Source organism: Streptomyces sp. WM6386 (assembly GCF_000972385.1).
Taxonomy (GTDB): Bacteria; Actinomycetota; Actinomycetes; order Streptomycetales; family Streptomycetaceae; genus Streptomyces.
The window spans coordinates 136,824-154,101 of record NZ_JXTE01000004.1 but is presented as its reverse complement, the minus strand read 5'-3'; the positions used below and the strand labels follow the sequence as shown (position 1 = coordinate 154,101).

Here is a 17,278-nt window from a genome sequence, read left to right as displayed (position 1 = left end):
CGGGTGATCAGCCGGACGTCGTGATGGCCCCGACGGGGCAGGCCCTGGCCGCCTCGCGCACCATCGGGTCGCCGGCGCCGTCCTCCCGGCCGGGCATCAGTTCGCTGAATCCGTCGTCGTCCTGGGTGAACACGCCCGGGGCTGCCAGGGCGCACTGACCGGCCCCGATGCAGGCGTCCTTGTCGATGTCGATGTGCATGGGCGGAGCCTCTTACCAGGTCACGGGGAGTTCCAGCATCCCCTGGATGGTGTCGCCGGGCTTGAAGGGGATCTCGTCCGCCGGGGCGGCCAGGCGCAGCGTGGGCAGCCGCTCCAGGAGGGTGCGCAGGGCGATCTCCATTTCCGCGCGGGCCAGGTTCTGCCCCAGGCACTGGTGGATACCGAAGCCGAACCCGACGTGATGGCGGGCGGAACGGTGCCAGTCGAGGCTGTCCGGGGCGGGGTAGACGTCCTCGTCGCGGTTGATGACCGAGGTCGAGAACACCACGCCGTCGCCGGACCGGATCGTCGCCCCGTCCAGCTCGATGTCCTCGACCGCCATCCGCAGCAGTCCGTCCGCGATCGACAGCAGCCGCATCAACTCCTCCACGGCGGTGGGCAGGAGGGTCGGATCGGCCCGCAACTCGGCCAGCCGGTCGGGGTGTTGGAGAAGGGTGTAGGTGCCGAGCGAGATCATGTTCGCGGTGGTCTCGTGCCCGGCGACCAGCAGGACGGTGGCCAGGGTGATCAGTTCCCCGCGGTCCACGGCGCCCTCGTGGACGAGTTCGTCCAGCACGCCGTCGCCGGACTCCCGGTCCCGCCGCTTGCGGTCGATCAGCTCCTCGAAGTACGCGTCCAGCCGGTCACGCGCGTCCAGGGTGTCGGCGGCCGTCGGCCCGCGCAGCAGCCGGCGCGACTGCCCCTCGAAGAAATCGTGATCGGCGTACGGGACACCGAGGAGGGCGCAGATCACCGTCGAGGGCACGGGCAGCGCGAAGGCGCTCACCAGCTCGGCCGGCGGCCCCTGTTCGATCATCGCGTCGAGTCGCTCGTCCACGATCCGCTGGATCTGCGGGCGCAGTCCCGCGGCGCGTTTGAGCGTGAAGCTGGGGATCATCCTGCGGCGCTGGGCGTGGTGTTCGGGATCGTCGTAGCCCAGCAGCGCGGCCTTCCGGTCCTTGACCGCCGCGAAGCGTTCGGTGGGGGCCGGGAAGCCGGGGCGGGTGCGATCGGTGGACAGCCGTCGGTCGGCGAGCAGGTCGCGGGCGAGTGCGTGTCCGGTCACCAACCAGGCAGGACGGCCGTCGTAGAGCCGGATGCGGGTCAGTGGGCGGGAGGCGCGCAGGGGGGCGTAGGCGGCGGGCGGGTGGTAGGGGCAGGTCCGGTCCTGGGGGAAGGCGACGGGTTCCGTTTCCGTCATGGAAGACCTCGCAGACGAAGGGTGCCTCTTGCGTGTCCTCATTGGATGCCCCGGGCATCTAGTTGCGGGACGGCAAGTTCGGCCAGATCCCCCGGATGCGCGATCTGGCCGGGGATCGCCCCCGTAATTCGGTTGTCACCGGCCCCCGGCCGCCCCCAGAATCCGGCCATGCCTACCTTCGATGCCCTTCTGCCGCTGACCGCCGCCGTTCGTCCGGTGCGGTTCCAGCAGCAGTCCGGCCGACCGTGGGGACCGACGCTTCCCACGTCGTGACCGCCGCGCTGGTCGCGGGGCTGCTCGCGGGATACGGCATCGCCGTGCCCGTCGGCGCGGTCGCGACCTATCTCGTCTCCCTCACCGCCCGTACCTCCCTGCGCACCGGGGTCTGTGCCGCGCTCGGCGTCGCGACCGCCGACGGGCTGTACGCCCTGGTGGCCACGGTCGGGGGCGCCGCCCTCGCCGCCGCCCTGCGTCCGGTGCTCGGGCCGCTGCGCTGGGCCTCCGCCCTGCTGCTGCTCGCGTTGGCGGCACGGGGTGCGGTCGTCGCCGTACGCCAGTACCGCGACCGTCGGCTCACCACGCGCTCCGACCCGCCTCCCCCGAGCCCCGCGCGGGCGTATCTGGCGCTGCTCGGGATCACCCTGCTCAACCCGACCACCGTGATCTACTTCGCGGCCCTGGTCCTCGGCACCCGCACCACCGACCCGGTCCGCCCGCTGGAGCAGGGCGTGTTCGTCGTGGCGGCCTTCCTCGCCTCCGCGAGCTGGCAGCTGCTGCTGGCCGGGGGTGGCGCGCTGCTCGGCAGGGTGCTGACCGGCAGACGGGGGCGGCTGGTGACGGCCGTGGTGTCGAGCGGCGTGATCATGGGGCTGGCCGTGCGGATGATGCTGTCGTCGTGACCGTCACGGTGCGAAGGCACGGGCGACGGCGAGGCTGTCCTCGTACACGTGATGGCGGGCGATCAGGCCGTCCTCGACGGTCAGGTGCAGCGCGAAGGTGGCGAGATACGCACGCCCCGTCGCCCGGGCGGTCTGCCGGATCTCGCCGAGGACCACCGCGTCGGTGCCGTCGACGAGGATGCGCTCGATCTCGGTGGCCGCCTCACCCGGGAGATGACCGGCGGCCAGTTCGCGGTAGTGGGCGGCGGCGTCCGCCCGGGTGGAGCGATGCCGGATCCAGGGGGTGGCGGGGCGGCCGTGCTCGTCCTGCGGCCAGTTCAGCTTCCAGTCGCCCTGGTCGGCGTAGAGCTCGGCGATCCGCTCCGGGTCGCCCGCGCCGATGCGCCGCAGCAGTTCCTCGACCACGGCACGGGTCGTCGTCGCGGTGGTGGTCATCGGTGATCCTCTCCTTGGGCCGGGTCTCACTGTGCCCGCGGGGACCGGCCATGCGCGATTACCTCCGAGGTCATGGAGCCCGACCGAATCCGAGCCTCCGGAACGGATGAATCCCCGGGGCTCGGGTGTTGAGGGACGATGTCAGTCAGCAAGCCGTAGTACACGACGACGATGGGACGGATGCCATGCCTCTCGAGGGCGAGTACGAGCCCAGTCCTACCGGGTGGGTGCGCGAGCAGGTGGAGCTGTACGAAGGCTCCGGCGGCACCAAGGGCACCACCCTGCAGAACACGGGAATGCCCGTCATCATTCTGACCACCGTGGGTGGCAGGAGCGGCAAGATCCGCAAGACTCCGCTGATGCGGGTCGAGCACGGCGGGCGGTACGCCGCGGTCGCCTCGCTGGGCGGGGCGCCCAAGCACCCGGTCTGGTACCACAACGTCAAGGCCGACCCCCGGGTGGAGCTCCAGGACGGGCCGGAGAAGCGGGACATGACCGCCCGTGAGGTCACCGGCGCCGAGAAGGCCGAGTGGTGGGAGCGAGCGGTGGCGGCCTATCCGCCGTACGCCGACTACCAGGAGAAGACGGACCGGGAGATCCCGGTCTTCGTGCTCGAACCGTCCGACACGGACTGATCCGGGCGGGCGTCCCCGCCCTCGGGTAAAAAAACTTGGGCGGGTACGCATGAAGCTCCACCCGCCGGGCACCTGAGCCTCAGGCCCCGCCGCGCTCCCCCGTCGCGGCGGGGCTTTCTCGTGCCTCCAGGGCGGGCCGGTCGGTGATGTCCAGGAAGATCTGGTCCGCCTCGGGGAAGGTGGCGGCGACCGACCGTTTGATACGGACGGCTACCTCCTCGACCCGTTCGCTGTCGATGCCCGGCACCAGGTCGACCCGGGCGGCCACCAGGCAGGACCCCAGCCCCGTCTGCATCGTGAACAGCGCCTCCACGCTGTCGATCTCGGGCTGAGCGGCCAGCAGGGACCGCATCCGGTCGCTGGTCTCCGGGTCGGCGGCGGCGCCGATCAGCTGGTCGCGGGCGTCGCGGCCCAGCCGGTAGGCGACGAAGACGAGCAGCGCCCCGATCGCCAGCGACGCGGACGCCTCCCACACGACGTCCCCGGTGACCATGTGCAGGGCCATGCCCGCCATGGCGAGAGTGACGCCGAGCACCGCCGTGCCGTCCTCGGCGACCACCGTGCGCAGCGCCGGGTCGCGCAGGCCGTCCCCGGTGCCGCCCTGGCGGTGCATCTGGTACAGGGCCCGCACCAGGGAGGCACCTTCGGCGAGGAGGGCGACGCCGAGCACGATCAGGCCCGCGACGTATCCGCTGAGCTTCTCCTCCGCGCCGCCGCGCAGGGCCTCGAAGCCCTGGAAGAAGGAGAAGCAGCCGCCCATGACGAAGATGCCGACGGCGGCGAGCAGCGACCAGAAGTAGCGCTCCTTGCCGTAGCCGAAGGGGTGGCGCTGGTCGGCGGGGCGGCGGCTGCGGCGCAGCGCGGCGAGGAGGAAGACCTCGTTGAGGCTGTCGGCCACGGAGTGGGCCGCCTCCGACAGCAGGGCCGGCGAGTGCGCGATCAGGCCGCCGATCGCCTTGGCGACGGCGATCATGAGGTTGGCGACGAGCGCGACCAGGACGGTGACCCGTGTCCGCCGGTCGGCCTTGCTTTCGGTGTTCTCGGTGGATGTCCCGCTCACCTCCGCCGACTGCCCCAGGTCGGGCGGCTCACACGCCGAAATCTGGGAACGCGGTGGAGACAGTGCCCGTAAGGCAGGAGGCAGCATGAGCGGCAACCGCGCGTACGGCAACAAGACGTTCAAGCGGTCCAAGGCCCATTTCACCGACCGCGTCACCGCGGACGGCCGTGACGGATGGCCCGTGGAGGCGGGCCGCTACCGGCTGGTCGTCAGCCGGGCCTGTCCGTGGGCGAGCCGCTCCCTGGTGTCGCGGCGGCTGCTCGGCCTGGAGAACGCCCTGTCACTGGCCGTGGCGGACCCGATCCAGGACGATCGCAGCTGGCGCTTCACCCTCGATCCGGACGACCGCGACCCGGTCCTCGGCATCCGCTATCTGAGCGAGGCCTACGACCGGCGCGAGTCCGGCCACCCTGGCGGGGTGAGCGTGCCCGCGATCGTGGACGTGCCGAGCGGCAAGCTGGTCACCAACGACTACCAGCAGATCACCCTGGACCTCGCCACCGAGTGGACGGACCTGCACCGGGACGGCGCCCCGGACCTGTACCCGAGGGCGCTGCGCGACGAGATCGACACCGTGATGGCGGACGTCTACGAGGACGTCAACAACGGCGTGTACCGGGCGGGCTTCGCCACCGAGCAGGAGGAGTACGAGGAGGCGTGCGCCGGCGTCTTCAGGCGCCTGGAGCTGCTGACGCCGCGGCTGGCCCGGCAGCGCTATCTGGTCGGCGACACGATCACCGAGGCGGACATCCGGCTGTTCACCACGCTGGTCCGCTTCGACGCCGTCTACCACGGTCACTTCAAGTGCAACCGCTGGAAGCTGACGGAGAACCAGGTGCTGTGGGGCTATGTCCGCGACCTCTACCAGACGCCGGGCTTCGGTGACACGGTCGACTTCGACCACATCAAACGGCACTACTACCAGGTGCACTCCGGGATCAATCCGACCGGCATCGTGCCGCTCGGGCCGGACCAGGAGGGCTGGCTGACCGCGCACCACCGAGAGGAGCTGGGCGGCCGGCCGTTCGGCGACGGAACACCGCCGGACCCGGTGCCGGACCAGCACTGACCGATACGGACACAGGAGACGTACATGGCCAAGAAGAAGAAGTTGAAGCTCCCCCTCTTCTACAAGCCCGTCGGGTTCGCGCTGGGCTGGTCGAGCGGGGCGCTGGCGGGGCTCGCCTTCCAGAAGACGTGGAAGGCGATACGGCACGAGGACGACGCTCCCGACGCGCTGGACCGGGATCGCGGCTGGGGGGAGATCCTGCTGGCCGCGGCCGTGCAGGGCGCCATCTTCGCGGTGGTGCGCAGCGCGGTGGACCGCACGGGCGCGAAGGCCATCGAGCGGTCCACCGGGGTCTGGCCGACCGACGAAAAGGGCGGCCGGGACTGACGTCAGCCTTGTTTGGGCGCCGTCGGCGGGACACAGCGCAGGGTGAAGGAGTGTCCCGCCGGGTCGGCGTACCCGCGTTCCTCGAACGGGCCGGAGGGATCCTTTGTCTCCAGGGGCCGCCCGCCGAGCCCGACGACCCTGCGCTCGGCCTCGTCCAGGTCCTCGACGACGAAGTCGAGGTGGGCCTGGAGGGAGTTCTCGGGGCGCGGCCAGCTCGGCGGCGTCGCGTTCATGTCCCGGCGGAACGCCAGCCGGGTGCCCCCGGCGCCGAGGATCTCCACGCGGTTGACGCTCTCGTGGGTCTCCTCGGCCTCCAGCAGCTCCTTGTAGAACCCGGCGAGCTTCTCCGGCTCGGCGCAGTCGAGCACCACGAGGCCTGCTTTGACCAGTGCCATGTCTCCTCCGAACGGTCCGGGGCGCGGGACGTTCCTGTCCCGCCGCCCTCCACCTCCCGGATATCCCGAACCGCCCGGTTCAGTCGGCGACCAGCCACTCCCCGTCCCGCATCAGCTCGCGCCCGGAGAGCTCATTGACCTCGCGCCAGGCCTGCACCCTGGTCGGCCGGACCCGGAAGTACAGGTAGGGCGTGGCGAGTTCACGTGGCTCGAAGCCGGTGGCGGCCGCGAAGCGGTCGGCTTCCTCCTCGCCCACCTCGGCGGGGGTGAACGTCTCGACCGTGCCCTCGATCATCACGACGTCCCGGGTCGGCCCGAGACCGAGGCGGGTCCTGCCGGTCGCCTTCAGGTTCCGGCCGGTGGGACTGGTGGCCGGGGTGGCCAGGAGCAGTGTCGAGCCGTCCCAGCAGAAGGACAGCGGCACGAGGAACGGCACTCCCCCGTCGGCGTTCGCGGTGGCGACCCACACGTCCTCGTCGTGCTCCAGGCGGTTCAGGGTGTCCTGCTTGCGCTGCTTGGCGGGGCGGGCGGGCGGGTTGGTCATCGGTGAACGCTCTCCTGTCGGGGCGGTGTTGACGGACGTACCAGTGTGGCCCGAGGGGCCTCGAGCCGGTCGCCGATCTCCGCAAGTCGGGCCGCCGCCGCGCTCAGGAGCATCTCCAGGGCGGCCGGGTAGGAGCTGCGCGGCATGTCGGCCACGAGGTGGCGGGCGGTCGCGGCGATGTGCGGGTGGGTGTCGGCGAGCAGCTTGGCGTACGTCGTGCGCCACACGGTCACTTCCGCCTCCCGGGCCGGCTTCGGCAGCGCGGTGCTCGCCGAGTCGAGGGCGGCGAAGGCGAGGGCCTGGTCGACGAAGGCGTGGTAGATGCGCACCGCGTCGGCGTCGGGGAAGCCCGCGTCGCGGAGCACGCCGAGGATGGTCTCCACGGCCTGGATCTCATGGCCGCGGCCGGTAACCCGATGCGAGCTGAGCACCGCCGCGCGGGGGTGGGCGAGCGCGCCCGCGTGCATGCGCAGGCCGAGGTCGCGCAGGTCGACGCGCCAGTCGCCGGTGGGGCGCCAGATGCGCAGGGTCCGGCCGATGAGCTCGTCGGCGACGGCCAGCATCAGGTCGTCGGTGTCCCGGAAGTACCGGTACAGCGAGCTGGGGTCGGCGCCGAGGGCCAGGCCCAGGCGGCGCACCGAGAGGGCGTCGGCCCCGTGCTCCTCGATCAGCCTGAGCGCCGTCTCGACGATCAGCTCCTCGGACAGGACGACGCCCTGTTTGGTGGGGCGCCTGCGCCGCCGGGCGGCGGGCGGGACGACGCGGTCGCTCATGGGTGCCTCCGTGGGCCGTGGTCGCCGGCTCGTGGCCGCACCTTATGACAACACCGTTGACCTGTTAAGCCCCGGGACAGTTTCATGTCGGCTCACCGGGGCCTGCCAGGCCCCCCGGTGCGAGCGGAGAACCGGCCATGCCCGACCACGCCCCCTCCACAGGGCCCACCCTGCGCAAGTCCCTCGGCGTCCTCGACGGCGTCGCCATCGCCGCCTCCAGCACGGCCGCGACCACGAGCATCGGCATCGGGCTCGGCGTCACGGCCGGGGTCGTCGGACTGCATCTGCCGGCGATCATGCTGCTGGCGTTCCTGCCGGTCCTCGGCATCGCCGGCGCGTACTCCCGGCTCAATCGCGTCGAGCCCAACGCGGGCAACGGCTATGTGTGGGTGGGCCGTTCGCTCAGCCCCTGGCTCGGCTTCATGGTCGGCTGGGTGAACATCGTGGCGACGGTGGCCTTCCTCGCCTACACCACGGCCGTCACCGGCTCGGCACTGATCCAGCTGGCGGGCGACGCCGGACTGCACCGGCTGGGCGGCCTCGCTCTGGACCCGGGGTCGACGGCGCAGACGACCGCGCTGGGCGTGTTCGTCCTGGTCGCGGTCACGTTGACCGCCGTCACGGGGGTGCGGACCGCGGCTCGGCTCCAGGGCGGGCTGCTGGTCTTCGAGTACGTCGTCCTGCTGGGCTTCTGCGGATACGGCATCGTCACCGGCCCGCACCCCTTCAGCCTGAGCTGGTTCGACCCGTTCGCGATCCCGTCGGCGACGGCGCTGGCGCAGGGCATGCTGCTGTCGGTGTTCTGCTACTGGGGCTTCGAGAGCGCGTTCAGCGTGTCGGAGGAGGTGCGTGATCCACGGGACGCGTCCCGGGCGGGCCTGACCACGCTGGTCACCATGCTGGTGCTGTTCCTGATCGGCTCGGTCGCCTTCCAGCGCGTGCTGTCGGAGCAGGAGCTGGCGGGGCACGGCGCCGAGGGGCTGGCCTTCTTCGGCGACCGGCTGGCCTCGATGCCGCTGGCCGCGCTGCCCCTGGTGGCGCTCATGTTCTCGGCGGTGGCCTCGCTTCAGGCCGGTGTGATCCCGACGGCTCGGGGGATGTTCGCGATGAGCCGGGACCGTACGCTCGGCCCGGTGTGGTCCAAGGTCAGCTCCCGGTACGGGACTCCGGCCACCGGGACCGTGCTGATCGGCGCCCTGGCGGCGGGGGTCGCGGGCCTCGCCCTGGTCATCCCGCGGCTCGCGGACATGATCATGGCGACGGTGAGCGCGGTCGGCATCGTGGTCGCCCTGTCGTACGCGCTGACGGCCCTCGCGGCGGCGGTGCGCTTCCGCTCGCTGCTGCGCGAGGACTTCCAGCAGGGAGTCCGGGCCGTGGTGCTGCCCACCCTGGGCGCGCTGGCCCTGCTCGGCCTCGGCGGCTATCTGGGCTGGTCCTTCTACACCTCCACCGATCACTTCGAACTCAGCGCGGACAACGGCTGGTTCCTGCTCAGCACTCCCCTGGCGATGATCGCGTCGGGCTTCGTCGCCGCCGCGTGGGCCAGGTGGGTGCGGCGCTCGCCGTACTTCCGTACGGGCTCAGGTACGGATGCGGATGCGCCGCAGCTGCTCAGCACTTCGCTGGAGGCGCGGTGACTCGTCCGCGGGCCGGTGGGGGCTTGTCGCGCCCACGCGGCGGAGCCGCATATCGATACAGCCCCGCGCCCCTGAAAGGGCGCTGCCGTGCCCGGCATCGGACTCCGCCCGGGTCCGCTCAGTCACATCCAACCGACCTCACAGGAACGGAACATGCACGCAGACCTCATCTTCACCGGCGGCCCCGTCCTCACCCCCGAGGGTCGCACCGCGACCGCCGTGGCCGTCACCGGCGACCGCATCACCGCCGTAGGACACGACGAGGTCCTGGACCTCAGGGGGCCGCGGACCGAAGTGGTCGACCTGGCGGGGCGGTTGCTGCTGCCCGGCTTCCAGGACGCGCACATCCACCCGGTGCCGGCCGGCCTCGAACTCACCCAGTGCGACCTGACCCGGGCCAAGACGGCCAAGGAGACGGTCGACGCCGTACGCGCCTACGCCGCCGCGCATCCGGAGCGGGAGTGGATCACCGGCGGCGGCTGGTCGATGGAGGCCTTCGAGGGCGGTACGCCGACGAAGGAGCTGCTGGACGCCGTCGTCCCGGACCGGCCGGTCTATCTGCCCAACCGCGACCATCACGGCGCCTGGGTCAACAGCCGCGCACTGGAACTCGCCGGTGTCACCCGCGACACCCCGGACCCGGCCGACGGACGCATCGACCGCGCCCCCTCGGGCTCGGGCGAGCCGAGCGGCACCCTCCAGGAGGGCGCGATGCAGCTCGTCGGGCGCCTCACTCCCCAGGCCACCCCGGCCGACCGGCTCGCCGCCCTGCTGCACGCCCAGCGCCATCTGCACTCCCTCGGTATCACGGCCTGGCAGGACGCCCTCGTCGGCACCTTCCTCGGCATGGACGACCCCTCCGACGCGTATCGGACGGCCGCCCGGGACGGCTCGCTCACCGCGCGCGTCGTCGGCTCGCTGTGGTGGGACCGCGGACGCGGGGCCGAGCAGATCCCCGAACTCGTCGAGCGGCGGGCCGCGTTGAGCCACGGCCGGTTCCGGGCGGGCACGGTCAAGCTGATGCTGGACGGGGTCGCCGAGACCGGCACCGCCGCGCTGCTCGACCCGTATCTGGACCAGTGCGGCTGCGCCACCGCCAACCGGGGCACGAGTTTCATCGATCCGGGCCAACTTCCCAAGTACGTGACCGAGTTGGACGCCCTCGGCTTCCAGTGCCACTTCCATGCCCTGGGCGACCGGGCGGTACGCGACGCCCTGGACGCGATCGAGGCCGCCCGGACCGCCAACGGACCGAGCGACACCCGGCCCCATCTGGCGCACCTTCAGGTCGTGCACCCCGACGACGTGCCGCGTTTCGCCCGACTCGGCGCCACAGCCAACATCCAGCCCCTGTGGGCGGCCCACGAACCCCAGATGGACGAGCTCACCATTCCCTTCCTGGGTCCCGAACGGGCCGCGTGGCAGTACCCGTTCGGCGCGCTGCTGCGCTCCGGTGCCCGGCTCGCCGCGGGCAGCGACTGGCCGGTCAGCAGCCCCGATCCGCTGGAGGGGATCCATGTCGCCGTCAACCGCGTGGCCCCGGACAGCGAGGGCGCCGCGGTGTTCCTGCCCGCCGAACGCATCGGCCTCGCCGAGGCGTTGACCGCCTACACCGCGGGCTCGGCGTATGTGAACCACCTCGACGAATCCGGTCGGGTGCGCGTGGGGGCGCTGGCGGATCTGGTGGTCCTGGACCGGGACCCGTTCGATCGTCCGCTTGCGGAGGTCGCGGGGACGAGGGTGGCGCTCACCTATGTGGGAGGGGTGGGAGTGTACGCAGCTCAAGAGGCCTGAGCAGTAACGGAGATCACCGCCGGGGCACGGCGTAGATCATTTACGCTCTGGGGAGTCTCGTTCCGCTTCTCGGTTCAACTTCCGTACCGGGAGGCCCAGTTCGAGCACGCGGGCGGTTCCTCTGCCGCCCACGTCCGCAGGGGTGGGGGCTCTGCGCGCCGTCTCCCGAAAGGAACCACATGGCTCAGGACGTCACCTTCGGCCTCCCCTTCGACACCCCCGTCCAGGTCCGGCCGACGGAGGGGAACACCCTGGCCGACCTCTTGGTGAAACGGATCAAGGGGAGCACGGAACAGTACCGAAGGTCCCGGAACGCCGCTCGGCAGCGGCTGGACGCACTCGGATCCCGCCACGCCGGCACCACGCTCCATGTGGAGGGAGCCCTCCGGCTGGCGCAGCCCGCGTTCCTCCCGCCCGACGAGGAGGGCCATGCCAGGCTGAGGCACCTCGACAGCGGCCTACGCGTGATCGAAGCAGCCTTCCCTCAGGTCAGCACCGATATCGAGGTCTGCCGGCTGACCTGCGCGATGCTGGAAGGGGCCTGGCGAAGCCGGGCGCTCACCCCGCCGCGCGAGGAGGAACAGACGACCGTCTGCACCTGCCCGCTGTGCCGTCGGATACCCACGCCCCCCGCACGCACCCTGGACGACTACCGTTGGCGGCAGAGCGCCGGTCGCCCCCTCACCGTCAAGACCTGGCCACACCGCCGGGAACTCGACAGCGTCCTGACCGGTGGATGGTCCTGGACCCGGCAGTTGAACGACCTCGAACGAGACCTCGGCCACCGCCACCGCTTCGAGGACGACATCCTCGTCTTCCACGAATACAAACGCGTGATCGACACCATCGACACAACGCGCCTCACCCAACACGTCGAAGGCCGCTTGGCCGAGAACTTCAGCACCAACAGCGCACGAGCCCTGGTCAGCGGGGCCTTCGCGGCCCATAAGCGATCCGTCGACGAGTACTGGCTCCAGCAGCACGCCTCGGGCCGCGTCACGCTCCCCCAGACCAACCCGCTCAGCCAGAGCACCTACTCACTCCTGCAGATGCTGGACTGCCTGTTCTGGCACGTCGCACCCGACACCGAGCTCTGGCAGGAAGAGAACCTCGCCTCGCTGCTGCTGTGCCGCGTCATCGACGACATGACCGACGTACGAGCCGACGCCCTCACCGGTGAGATCAGCAACTTCTGGCTCGCCGACATGCCCACCCACACCAAGGCCCTCTACGCCGCCTGCGCCATAGCCCTCGTCAAGTACGGCTGCATGCCCGAGGCGCACGACCCGATGTGGAACACCTGGCTGATGACCACCACCATCGTCTGGATGGGGCTCACAGGCCGCCACGCCCTGTGGTTCGACGGCATCACCCAGGGTCTCCCGCCGGCCGAGGCGTGCCCGCTGTGCGACCTGCAGCCCAACGCGTGCACCGGCATCCTCACCGACGGCACCACCCTGACCATGGCCCCGCGGCCCGCCGCGCCGACACTGAGCACCCGGACCGCCGAGCTCTCCGCACGCTGCCGAGCCCAACACCCCGGGACCTGGCCCCTCTTCGACGCCGAGCTCCATGCCTTCGAAGCACTGCACGGCCCCTGGTACGGCAACATCGACAGCACCTGGGAGATCCTGCGCCGCACCTACATCGCCGCCGTGGAGGCATCCAGAGCCGCACCGTCCCCGGCCCGCGCCCGTGAAGTCCAGCAGGACTCCGGCGTGGTCGGATCGGAGCAGTTCCACACCCTGCACGACCCCCGGACCGGGAGGGAGGACACCGCACTGCTCGCCTACATGTTCGCCGGCGCCCACCCGCACTTCCTGTGGAACGCCACGGGATACCGCCCCACGGGCGTCGAGGGCGACTGGCTCGACGGCTGACGCCTCGATCCTCTTCCGGACGCGGCGCTGCCCGGCCAGAACCGGCCGGGCAGCGGTCCCTTGGCGTGGCCTAGACGGTGAACTCGACCGGCAGACTGTCCAGCCGGAACTCCCATGTGGAGGCGGTCGAGCGGAGTTCCTCCGGCGCTACGGCCAGGCACAGGCCCGTCAGCCGGTGCAGCAGGACGTTCACGCCGACCTCGATGATGGACTGGCCGATGCTCTGCCCGGGGCACTCGTGCGGACCGGCGCTGAAGGCCAGGTGCGACTGGTTGCCCTGGACCGCCACACCCTCGTCGGGCCGGATCTCCGGGTCGACGTTGCCCGGGGCGAGGCCGAGAAGGAGCAGGTCTCCCTCCTTGATGCCATGCCCGCCGAGCTCCAGCTCGCTGGTGGCGAACCGCCCCGGCAGGACAGCCAGCGGCGGGGTGTTCCACATGACCTCCTCCACCACGGCGGACACGCTCAGCTGACCGCTGATCAGCCCGGACAGCCGCGCCGTGTCCGTCAGGACCAGCTGCAGCACCCGGGCCAACAGGTTGCTGGTCGTGGTGTGGGCGGCGATCAGCACCAGCCGCAGATGGCTGACGACCTCGTCCTCGTCCAGCGCCGCAGGGTGCTCCAGCAGGGCGGTGGTGAAGTCCGAGCCCGGTTCGGACCGCTTGCGCCGGGCGAGTTCGCCCAGGATCTGCATGATGTGCTCGTTGTGCACGAGGGCGCCTTCGCCGCCCTTGAAGACCTGGGCGCACGACTCGATCAGGCGTAGCCCGTCCGCCTTGGGAAGGCCCAGGATCCGCGTGAGCACGAGCATCGGCAGGTGCTCGGCGTAGTCGGCCACCAGGTCGGCGCGCCCGGCGTCGGCGAACACGTCGATCTGCTGGTTCGCGAAGTACGTGGCGTGCCGCCGGATGCCGCGGCTCGAGGCGGCCAGCAGGCCGTCGGTGACCGCACCGCGCAGCCTGCGGTGCGGCTCTCCGTCCTGGGAGACGCAGTCGGGCCGCCAGCCCAGCATCGGCACCAGCGGCGAGGTCTCCGCCACCCGGCCCTCCCGCCAGTCCCGCCAGATGCGGGCGTCCCGGCTGAACTGACGAGGGTTGTCCAGCACCCGCCGGTTGTCGCGGTAGCCGAGCACCAGCCAGGCGGGAACGTCGCCCTCCAGCAGCACCGGTGCGACGGAGCCGTGCTCCTTGCGCAGCCGCTCGTAGACGGCCTGCGGGTCGGTGGCCGCGTCCGGACCGTACAGCCGGGTGAGTTCTGCCCCGGCGTGCGCGACGGGGCACCTGCGGGGCGCGTCGGGACCGTGTGACGTCTGGTCGTTCATCGGGGCTCCAGAGCGACGGCGAAGCGGTCCTTCACATGACGTATCAGGGCGACCAGCACGTCACGGCTGGAGGTCCGGTCACGGGCGTCGCAGGCCACGACCGGGATGTGCGGGGGGATGTCCAGGGCGTCCCGGATCTCCTCTACCGGATAGTGCCGGGAGTCCGGGAAGATGTTCAGGGCGACGACGAAGGGGACGTTCTGCCGCTCCATCTCCTCGATCGCCCGGAAGCTGGAGGCCAGGCGCCGGGTGTCGACCAGGACGACGGCGCCGAGCGCTCCCTTGAACAGGCCGTTCCACAGGAACCAGAACCGCTCCTGGCCCGGGGTGCCGAACAGGTACAGCATCAGGCTGTCGTTGAGGCGGATCTTGCCGAAGTCCAGGCTGACGGTGGTCTCCGTCTTGTCGGCGACCCCGATGAGGCGGTCGTCGGCGGCGCTGGCCTCGGTGAGGGTCTCCTCGGTGGTGAGCGGCCTGATGTCGCTCACCGAGCCGACCAACGTGGTCTTCCCGGTGCCGAATCCACCGGCGATCATCACCTTGACCGAGCGGGTCTCCCCGTCGTCCGGCCGGCCGAGCCGGTCAAAGCCGTTCAAGTCCACTGAGTACCTCCTCAAGGAGCGCGAGGTCGGGCCCGCGGCGGGCGTCGTGCGCCGGGACGGGGTCACGGGCTTCCACGCGGTCCGCATCGAGCAGGTCCGTCAGCAGCACCGCGAGAATGTTGAAGGGCAGTCCCAGGTGGGCGCCGAGTTCGGCCACCGACAGCGGTTCGCGGCAGCGCCGGAGGATCTCCTCGTGCTCGTGCTGCAGCCCCGGGACGGGGGCGGTGCGCGAGACGATGAGGGTCGCCACATCGAGGCTCGACGCCGAACCGACCGGCCCGCTACGGCCCCCGGTGAGGACGTAGTAGCGCTCTAGACCGGACGGGTCCGTGGGCCCGGAAGGAGCACTCATCCAGAGTGCTCCTCCAGGCGCGGAGAGGTGCCGAGGAGCTCGCCCATCCTGCGGGCCAGGTCCCTCATCTGGTGCCCGAGCAGGCCCTGGTCGAGGCCTTCACGGGCGAGCACACCGAGATACGTCTCCACCCCCGCGCGTACGACGAAGAGGTGACCGCCGTCGACCTCGATCATCGCCAGCCGCAACTGCCCCCGCTGCCCGCCGGGCCGGACGAACTGCTCGGCGACCGGCTGGGCCAGCGCCTGCAGACCGGCCACCACCGCCGCGAAGCGGTCCACGTCGTCGGGGTCCTCGGCGCCGAAGGAGGTGATGGCCTTGCCGTCGCTGGAGGCCACGAGGGCGAAGCGAATCTCCGGGATGGACTCCACGAGGTCGCGGAGCGCCCAGCTCACGTCGGTTCCCTGTTGCGTCATGTGGACTAGTCGCTCTCTTCAGTGCGGTGCTCGGTGGACTCGCGGCCGTCGGGCCGGCCGGCCGGCTCCTCGGACTCGCGTCCGGCGGTGGCGAACGCGGCAAGACCGGCGAACGACGCGTCCGGAGGGACGGCGAAGACGCTCGTCCCCGTGGCCACCTCGGTGCGCTCGGCCGTCTGCTGCCGCTGCTCCTCGCCGCGCCTGCTGCGGCGCCGCGGCAGTCCGCCCGGTGTGGTGTCCGCCGCTTCCTCGGCCGGCGCCTCCGGGACCGACCCCCTGGCGGGGGCGGGCGCGACGGGCTGCGCCACCGGTGCTGCCGCGGGCAGCGGGCTGAAGTACTTGTGCGGGACCACCACGACCACCGAGGTGCCGAGCCAGGGCGAGTCCGCGAAGGTGACGCGGATGCCGTAGCGGCGGGCCAGGATGCCGACGACCCTGAGGCCGATGGTGGCGTCCTCGGTGATGCCGCCGAGACCCGGTCCGGCCTCGGTACCGGCCAGCGCCTGCTCGGCCTCGAGCTTCTTCTGCTCGCTCAGGCCCTTGCCGGAGTCCTGGATCTCGATGCCGACGCCGTTGGGCACCTCCTTGCCGGAGACGATCACCGGTTCGGTGGGCGGCGAGTAACGGGCCGCGTTGTCCAGGAGGTGCGCGAAGATCAGCGTGAGGTGGTCCACCAGACCGCCGTCGACACCGAGTTCGGGCAGATGGCGTACGTCGACCCGCTGGAACTCCTTGATCCGGCCGATGCCACCGCGGACCACGCTGAGCAGCCGCTGGGGCTCCTGCCACTGCCGGCCGGGCCGGTCCGAGCCACCCAGCACACCGATGCTGGCGGCGAGACAGTCGGCGGGGCCGATCTCCTGGTCGAGCTCCATCAGACCGCGTGCCACGGAGGGCAGTCGGCCGTGCTCGCCCTGCATCTCGTGCAGACGGCCACGGAGCTTGCTGGTCAGCACATGGATACGGTTGCCGATGCTGATCACGGCCTGCTCTGCGGAGGTCGAGCGGTCGAACTCGCGCTCGACACCGATCAGCGAGGTCCTGAGGACCTTGCGCAGCTCGGCCTGGAGCTCGGCGCTCACCTTGGCGCACTGGTCGGTGGCCGGCAGCAGGTCGTCGATGGCGTCGCCGGCACGCAACTGCGCGAGCGCCTCGGGGAGTTGCTCGTCGGCGAGCCGGGCGACCGCGGACAGCTGGTGCGCCAACTGCTCCTCCCAGATCTCGGCCCGGTCGGCGAGCTGCGACTCATACGAGGCGGCCTGGTCGGTCAGCCGCTGCTCGTAGGCGCGCGCCTGCTCGGCGAGCTGGGACTCATGGGCGGCGGACTGCTCGGCCAGCCGGTGGTCCTGGGCGGTGTACTCGGCGGCGAACTTCCGCTCCAGTACAGCCACATGCTGCTGCCACTGCTGGGAGTGCTCGGACTGCGAGGTGCGGAAGGATCCCTCGGCCCGCCGCAACTCCTTGCGGGTGCGGACCAGGAGCCGGACGCACACGGAGCTCGCCGCCGTCGCGGCGGCCCCGGCGACGGCCGCGGTGATGCCCTCCGAGCTCATGAACGTGGCGGCAACCGTCCCGCCTCCCAAGGCCAGTGGCATCAGCCACCAGCCGTACCAGGCGACAGGGGCCCGCGCCGCCGGTGGCGGAGTGGCGAGTTCCATCTGCATCCTTCGAAGCAACACAATCGAACAACGGGGGGTGTGCAAGGGGAATCGCACTGAGTGGGACGCGTCGCGGGACGAC

At 71.2% G+C, this 17,278-nt stretch carries 19 protein-coding genes; 7 read left to right on the top strand and 12 right to left on the bottom strand.

Translation table 11 applies throughout. The features are described 5' to 3' along the window. Nucleotides 1-7: 7 nt before the first annotated feature. Together TN53_RS04085 and TN53_RS04080 are read right to left on the bottom strand one after the other, a co-directional pair. Nucleotides 8-199, bottom strand: coding sequence for a ferredoxin (locus TN53_RS04085; protein WP_046256926.1), 192 nt, complete (start codon nucleotides 197-199; stop codon nucleotides 8-10). A 12-nt stretch (nucleotides 200-211) separates the two neighbouring features. After that, nucleotides 212-1,399, bottom strand: a complete 1,188-nt coding sequence (locus TN53_RS04080) for a cytochrome P450 (protein ID WP_046256925.1) — start codon at nucleotides 1,397-1,399, stop codon at nucleotides 212-214. A gap of 269 nt (nucleotides 1,400-1,668) precedes the next feature. Between TN53_RS04080 and TN53_RS04075 the strand changes: the two genes are divergently transcribed. Next, on the top strand, nucleotides 1,669-2,298 hold the full coding sequence (locus TN53_RS04075; protein WP_199924511.1) for a LysE family transporter: 630 nt from the start codon (nucleotides 1,669-1,671) through the stop codon (nucleotides 2,296-2,298). A 3-nt stretch (nucleotides 2,299-2,301) separates the two neighbouring features. Here TN53_RS04075 and TN53_RS04070 read toward each other — a convergent pair whose 3' ends face one another. After that, on the bottom strand, nucleotides 2,302-2,733 hold the full coding sequence (locus TN53_RS04070) for a nuclear transport factor 2 family protein (protein WP_046256923.1): 432 nt from the start codon (nucleotides 2,731-2,733) through the stop codon (nucleotides 2,302-2,304). A gap of 185 nt (nucleotides 2,734-2,918) precedes the next feature. Between TN53_RS04070 and TN53_RS04065 the strand changes: the two genes are divergently transcribed. Continuing rightward, nucleotides 2,919-3,368, top strand: coding sequence for a nitroreductase family deazaflavin-dependent oxidoreductase (locus TN53_RS04065; RefSeq protein ID WP_046256922.1), 450 nt, complete (start codon nucleotides 2,919-2,921; stop codon nucleotides 3,366-3,368). A 79-nt stretch (nucleotides 3,369-3,447) separates the two neighbouring features. On the opposite strand, the gene TN53_RS04060 is transcribed toward TN53_RS04065, so the two are convergent. Continuing rightward, nucleotides 3,448-4,341, bottom strand: a complete 894-nt coding sequence (locus tag TN53_RS04060) for a cation diffusion facilitator family transporter (protein ID WP_046256987.1) — start codon at nucleotides 4,339-4,341, stop codon at nucleotides 3,448-3,450. A 172-nt stretch (nucleotides 4,342-4,513) separates the two neighbouring features. On the opposite strand from TN53_RS04060, the gene TN53_RS04055 reads away from it, so the two are divergent. Both TN53_RS04055 and TN53_RS04050 read left to right on the top strand, forming a co-directional pair. Next, nucleotides 4,514-5,497, top strand: coding sequence for a glutathione S-transferase family protein (locus TN53_RS04055; RefSeq protein WP_046256921.1), 984 nt, complete (start codon nucleotides 4,514-4,516; stop codon nucleotides 5,495-5,497). Nucleotides 5,498-5,521: 24 nt separating this feature from the next. After that, nucleotides 5,522-5,824, top strand: coding sequence for a DUF4235 domain-containing protein (locus tag TN53_RS04050; RefSeq protein ID WP_046256920.1), 303 nt, complete (start codon nucleotides 5,522-5,524; stop codon nucleotides 5,822-5,824). A 2-nt stretch (nucleotides 5,825-5,826) separates the two neighbouring features. Here TN53_RS04050 and TN53_RS04045 read toward each other — a convergent pair whose 3' ends face one another. From TN53_RS04045 to TN53_RS04035, 3 genes are all read right to left on the bottom strand, one after another. After that, nucleotides 5,827-6,219 (bottom strand): VOC family protein, encoded by a 393-nt coding sequence (locus TN53_RS04045; RefSeq protein ID WP_046256919.1) that lies wholly within the window; start codon nucleotides 6,217-6,219, stop codon nucleotides 5,827-5,829. 79 nt (nucleotides 6,220-6,298) lie between these two features. Next, complete coding sequence (locus TN53_RS04040) at nucleotides 6,299-6,763, bottom strand: pyridoxamine 5'-phosphate oxidase family protein (protein ID WP_046256918.1); 465 nt, start codon at nucleotides 6,761-6,763, stop codon at nucleotides 6,299-6,301. Then, nucleotides 6,760-7,536, bottom strand: a complete 777-nt coding sequence (locus TN53_RS04035) for a TetR/AcrR family transcriptional regulator (RefSeq protein WP_095046279.1) — start codon at nucleotides 7,534-7,536, stop codon at nucleotides 6,760-6,762. Before TN53_RS04035 ends, TN53_RS04040 begins: the two co-directional genes overlap by 4 nt. Before the next feature lie 137 nt (nucleotides 7,537-7,673). Here TN53_RS04035 and TN53_RS04030 point away from each other — a divergent pair, with 137 nt between their 5' ends. The 3 genes from TN53_RS04030 (at nucleotide 7,674) to TN53_RS04020 (ending at nucleotide 12,847) form a co-directional block, all read left to right on the top strand. After that, nucleotides 7,674-9,173, top strand: a complete 1,500-nt coding sequence (locus TN53_RS04030) for an APC family permease (RefSeq protein ID WP_046256917.1) — start codon at nucleotides 7,674-7,676, stop codon at nucleotides 9,171-9,173. 153 nt (nucleotides 9,174-9,326) lie between these two features. Further along, the gene (locus TN53_RS04025; RefSeq protein ID WP_046256916.1) at nucleotides 9,327-10,967 is read left to right on the top strand and encodes an amidohydrolase; all 1,641 of its coding nucleotides are present in this window, start codon (nucleotides 9,327-9,329) and stop codon (nucleotides 10,965-10,967) included. Nucleotides 10,968-11,146: 179 nt separating this feature from the next. Beyond that, on the top strand, nucleotides 11,147-12,847 hold the full coding sequence (locus TN53_RS04020; RefSeq protein WP_234441507.1) for a hypothetical protein: 1,701 nt from the start codon (nucleotides 11,147-11,149) through the stop codon (nucleotides 12,845-12,847). A 70-nt stretch (nucleotides 12,848-12,917) separates the two neighbouring features. Here TN53_RS04020 and TN53_RS04015 read toward each other — a convergent pair whose 3' ends face one another. The 5 genes from TN53_RS04015 to TN53_RS03995 are packed head-to-tail and all read right to left on the bottom strand — an operon-like array spanning nucleotide 12,918 to nucleotide 17,196. Further along, complete coding sequence (locus tag TN53_RS04015) at nucleotides 12,918-14,168, bottom strand: cytochrome P450 (protein ID WP_046256915.1); 1,251 nt, start codon at nucleotides 14,166-14,168, stop codon at nucleotides 12,918-12,920. Then, complete coding sequence (locus tag TN53_RS04010) at nucleotides 14,165-14,770, bottom strand: GTP-binding protein (RefSeq protein ID WP_046256914.1); 606 nt, start codon at nucleotides 14,768-14,770, stop codon at nucleotides 14,165-14,167. Before TN53_RS04010 ends, TN53_RS04015 begins: the two co-directional genes overlap by 4 nt. Continuing rightward, nucleotides 14,751-15,122, bottom strand: coding sequence for a DUF742 domain-containing protein (locus TN53_RS04005; RefSeq protein WP_046256913.1), 372 nt, complete (start codon nucleotides 15,120-15,122; stop codon nucleotides 14,751-14,753). Before TN53_RS04005 ends, TN53_RS04010 begins: the two co-directional genes overlap by 20 nt. Then, nucleotides 15,119-15,538, bottom strand: a complete 420-nt coding sequence (locus TN53_RS04000; protein ID WP_046256912.1) for a roadblock/LC7 domain-containing protein — start codon at nucleotides 15,536-15,538, stop codon at nucleotides 15,119-15,121. The genes TN53_RS04005 and TN53_RS04000 overlap by 4 nt, the downstream gene beginning before the upstream one ends. A gap of 5 nt (nucleotides 15,539-15,543) precedes the next feature. Continuing rightward, complete coding sequence (locus TN53_RS03995) at nucleotides 15,544-17,196, bottom strand: ATP-binding protein (protein ID WP_046256911.1); 1,653 nt, start codon at nucleotides 17,194-17,196, stop codon at nucleotides 15,544-15,546. Nucleotides 17,197-17,278: the final 82 nt, after the last annotated feature.

Bases quoted from the DNA above. Each gene is read 5' to 3' on its own strand.
- TN53_RS04080 (WP_046256925.1), bottom strand. From the start codon at position 1,399: ATGACGGAAACGGAACCCGTCGCCTTCCCCCAGGACCGGACCTGCCCC.
- TN53_RS04020 (WP_234441507.1), top strand. From the start codon at position 11,147: ATGGCTCAGGACGTCACCTTCGGCCTCCCCTTCGACACCCCCGTCCAG.
- TN53_RS04045 (WP_046256919.1), bottom strand. From the start codon at position 6,219: ATGGCACTGGTCAAAGCAGGCCTCGTGGTGCTCGACTGCGCCGAGCCG.
- TN53_RS03995 (WP_046256911.1), bottom strand. From the start codon at position 17,196: ATGGAACTCGCCACTCCGCCACCGGCGGCGCGGGCCCCTGTCGCCTGG.
- TN53_RS04085 (WP_046256926.1), bottom strand. From the start codon at position 199: ATGCACATCGACATCGACAAGGACGCCTGCATCGGGGCCGGTCAGTGC.
- TN53_RS04050 (WP_046256920.1), top strand. From the start codon at position 5,522: ATGGCCAAGAAGAAGAAGTTGAAGCTCCCCCTCTTCTACAAGCCCGTC.
- TN53_RS04030 (WP_046256917.1), top strand. From the start codon at position 7,674: ATGCCCGACCACGCCCCCTCCACAGGGCCCACCCTGCGCAAGTCCCTC.
- TN53_RS04000 (WP_046256912.1), bottom strand. From the start codon at position 15,538: ATGACGCAACAGGGAACCGACGTGAGCTGGGCGCTCCGCGACCTCGTG.
- TN53_RS04070 (WP_046256923.1), bottom strand. From the start codon at position 2,733: ATGACCACCACCGCGACGACGACCCGTGCCGTGGTCGAGGAACTGCTG.
- TN53_RS04055 (WP_046256921.1), top strand. From the start codon at position 4,514: ATGAGCGGCAACCGCGCGTACGGCAACAAGACGTTCAAGCGGTCCAAG.
- TN53_RS04040 (WP_046256918.1), bottom strand. From the start codon at position 6,763: ATGACCAACCCGCCCGCCCGCCCCGCCAAGCAGCGCAAGCAGGACACC.
- TN53_RS04005 (WP_046256913.1), bottom strand. From the start codon at position 15,122: ATGAGTGCTCCTTCCGGGCCCACGGACCCGTCCGGTCTAGAGCGCTAC.
- TN53_RS04060 (WP_046256987.1), bottom strand. From the start codon at position 4,341: ATGATCGCCGTCGCCAAGGCGATCGGCGGCCTGATCGCGCACTCGCCG.
- TN53_RS04065 (WP_046256922.1), top strand. From the start codon at position 2,919: ATGCCTCTCGAGGGCGAGTACGAGCCCAGTCCTACCGGGTGGGTGCGC.
- TN53_RS04015 (WP_046256915.1), bottom strand. From the start codon at position 14,168: ATGAACGACCAGACGTCACACGGTCCCGACGCGCCCCGCAGGTGCCCC.
- TN53_RS04035 (WP_095046279.1), bottom strand. From the start codon at position 7,536: ATGAGCGACCGCGTCGTCCCGCCCGCCGCCCGGCGGCGCAGGCGCCCC.
- TN53_RS04025 (WP_046256916.1), top strand. From the start codon at position 9,327: ATGCACGCAGACCTCATCTTCACCGGCGGCCCCGTCCTCACCCCCGAG.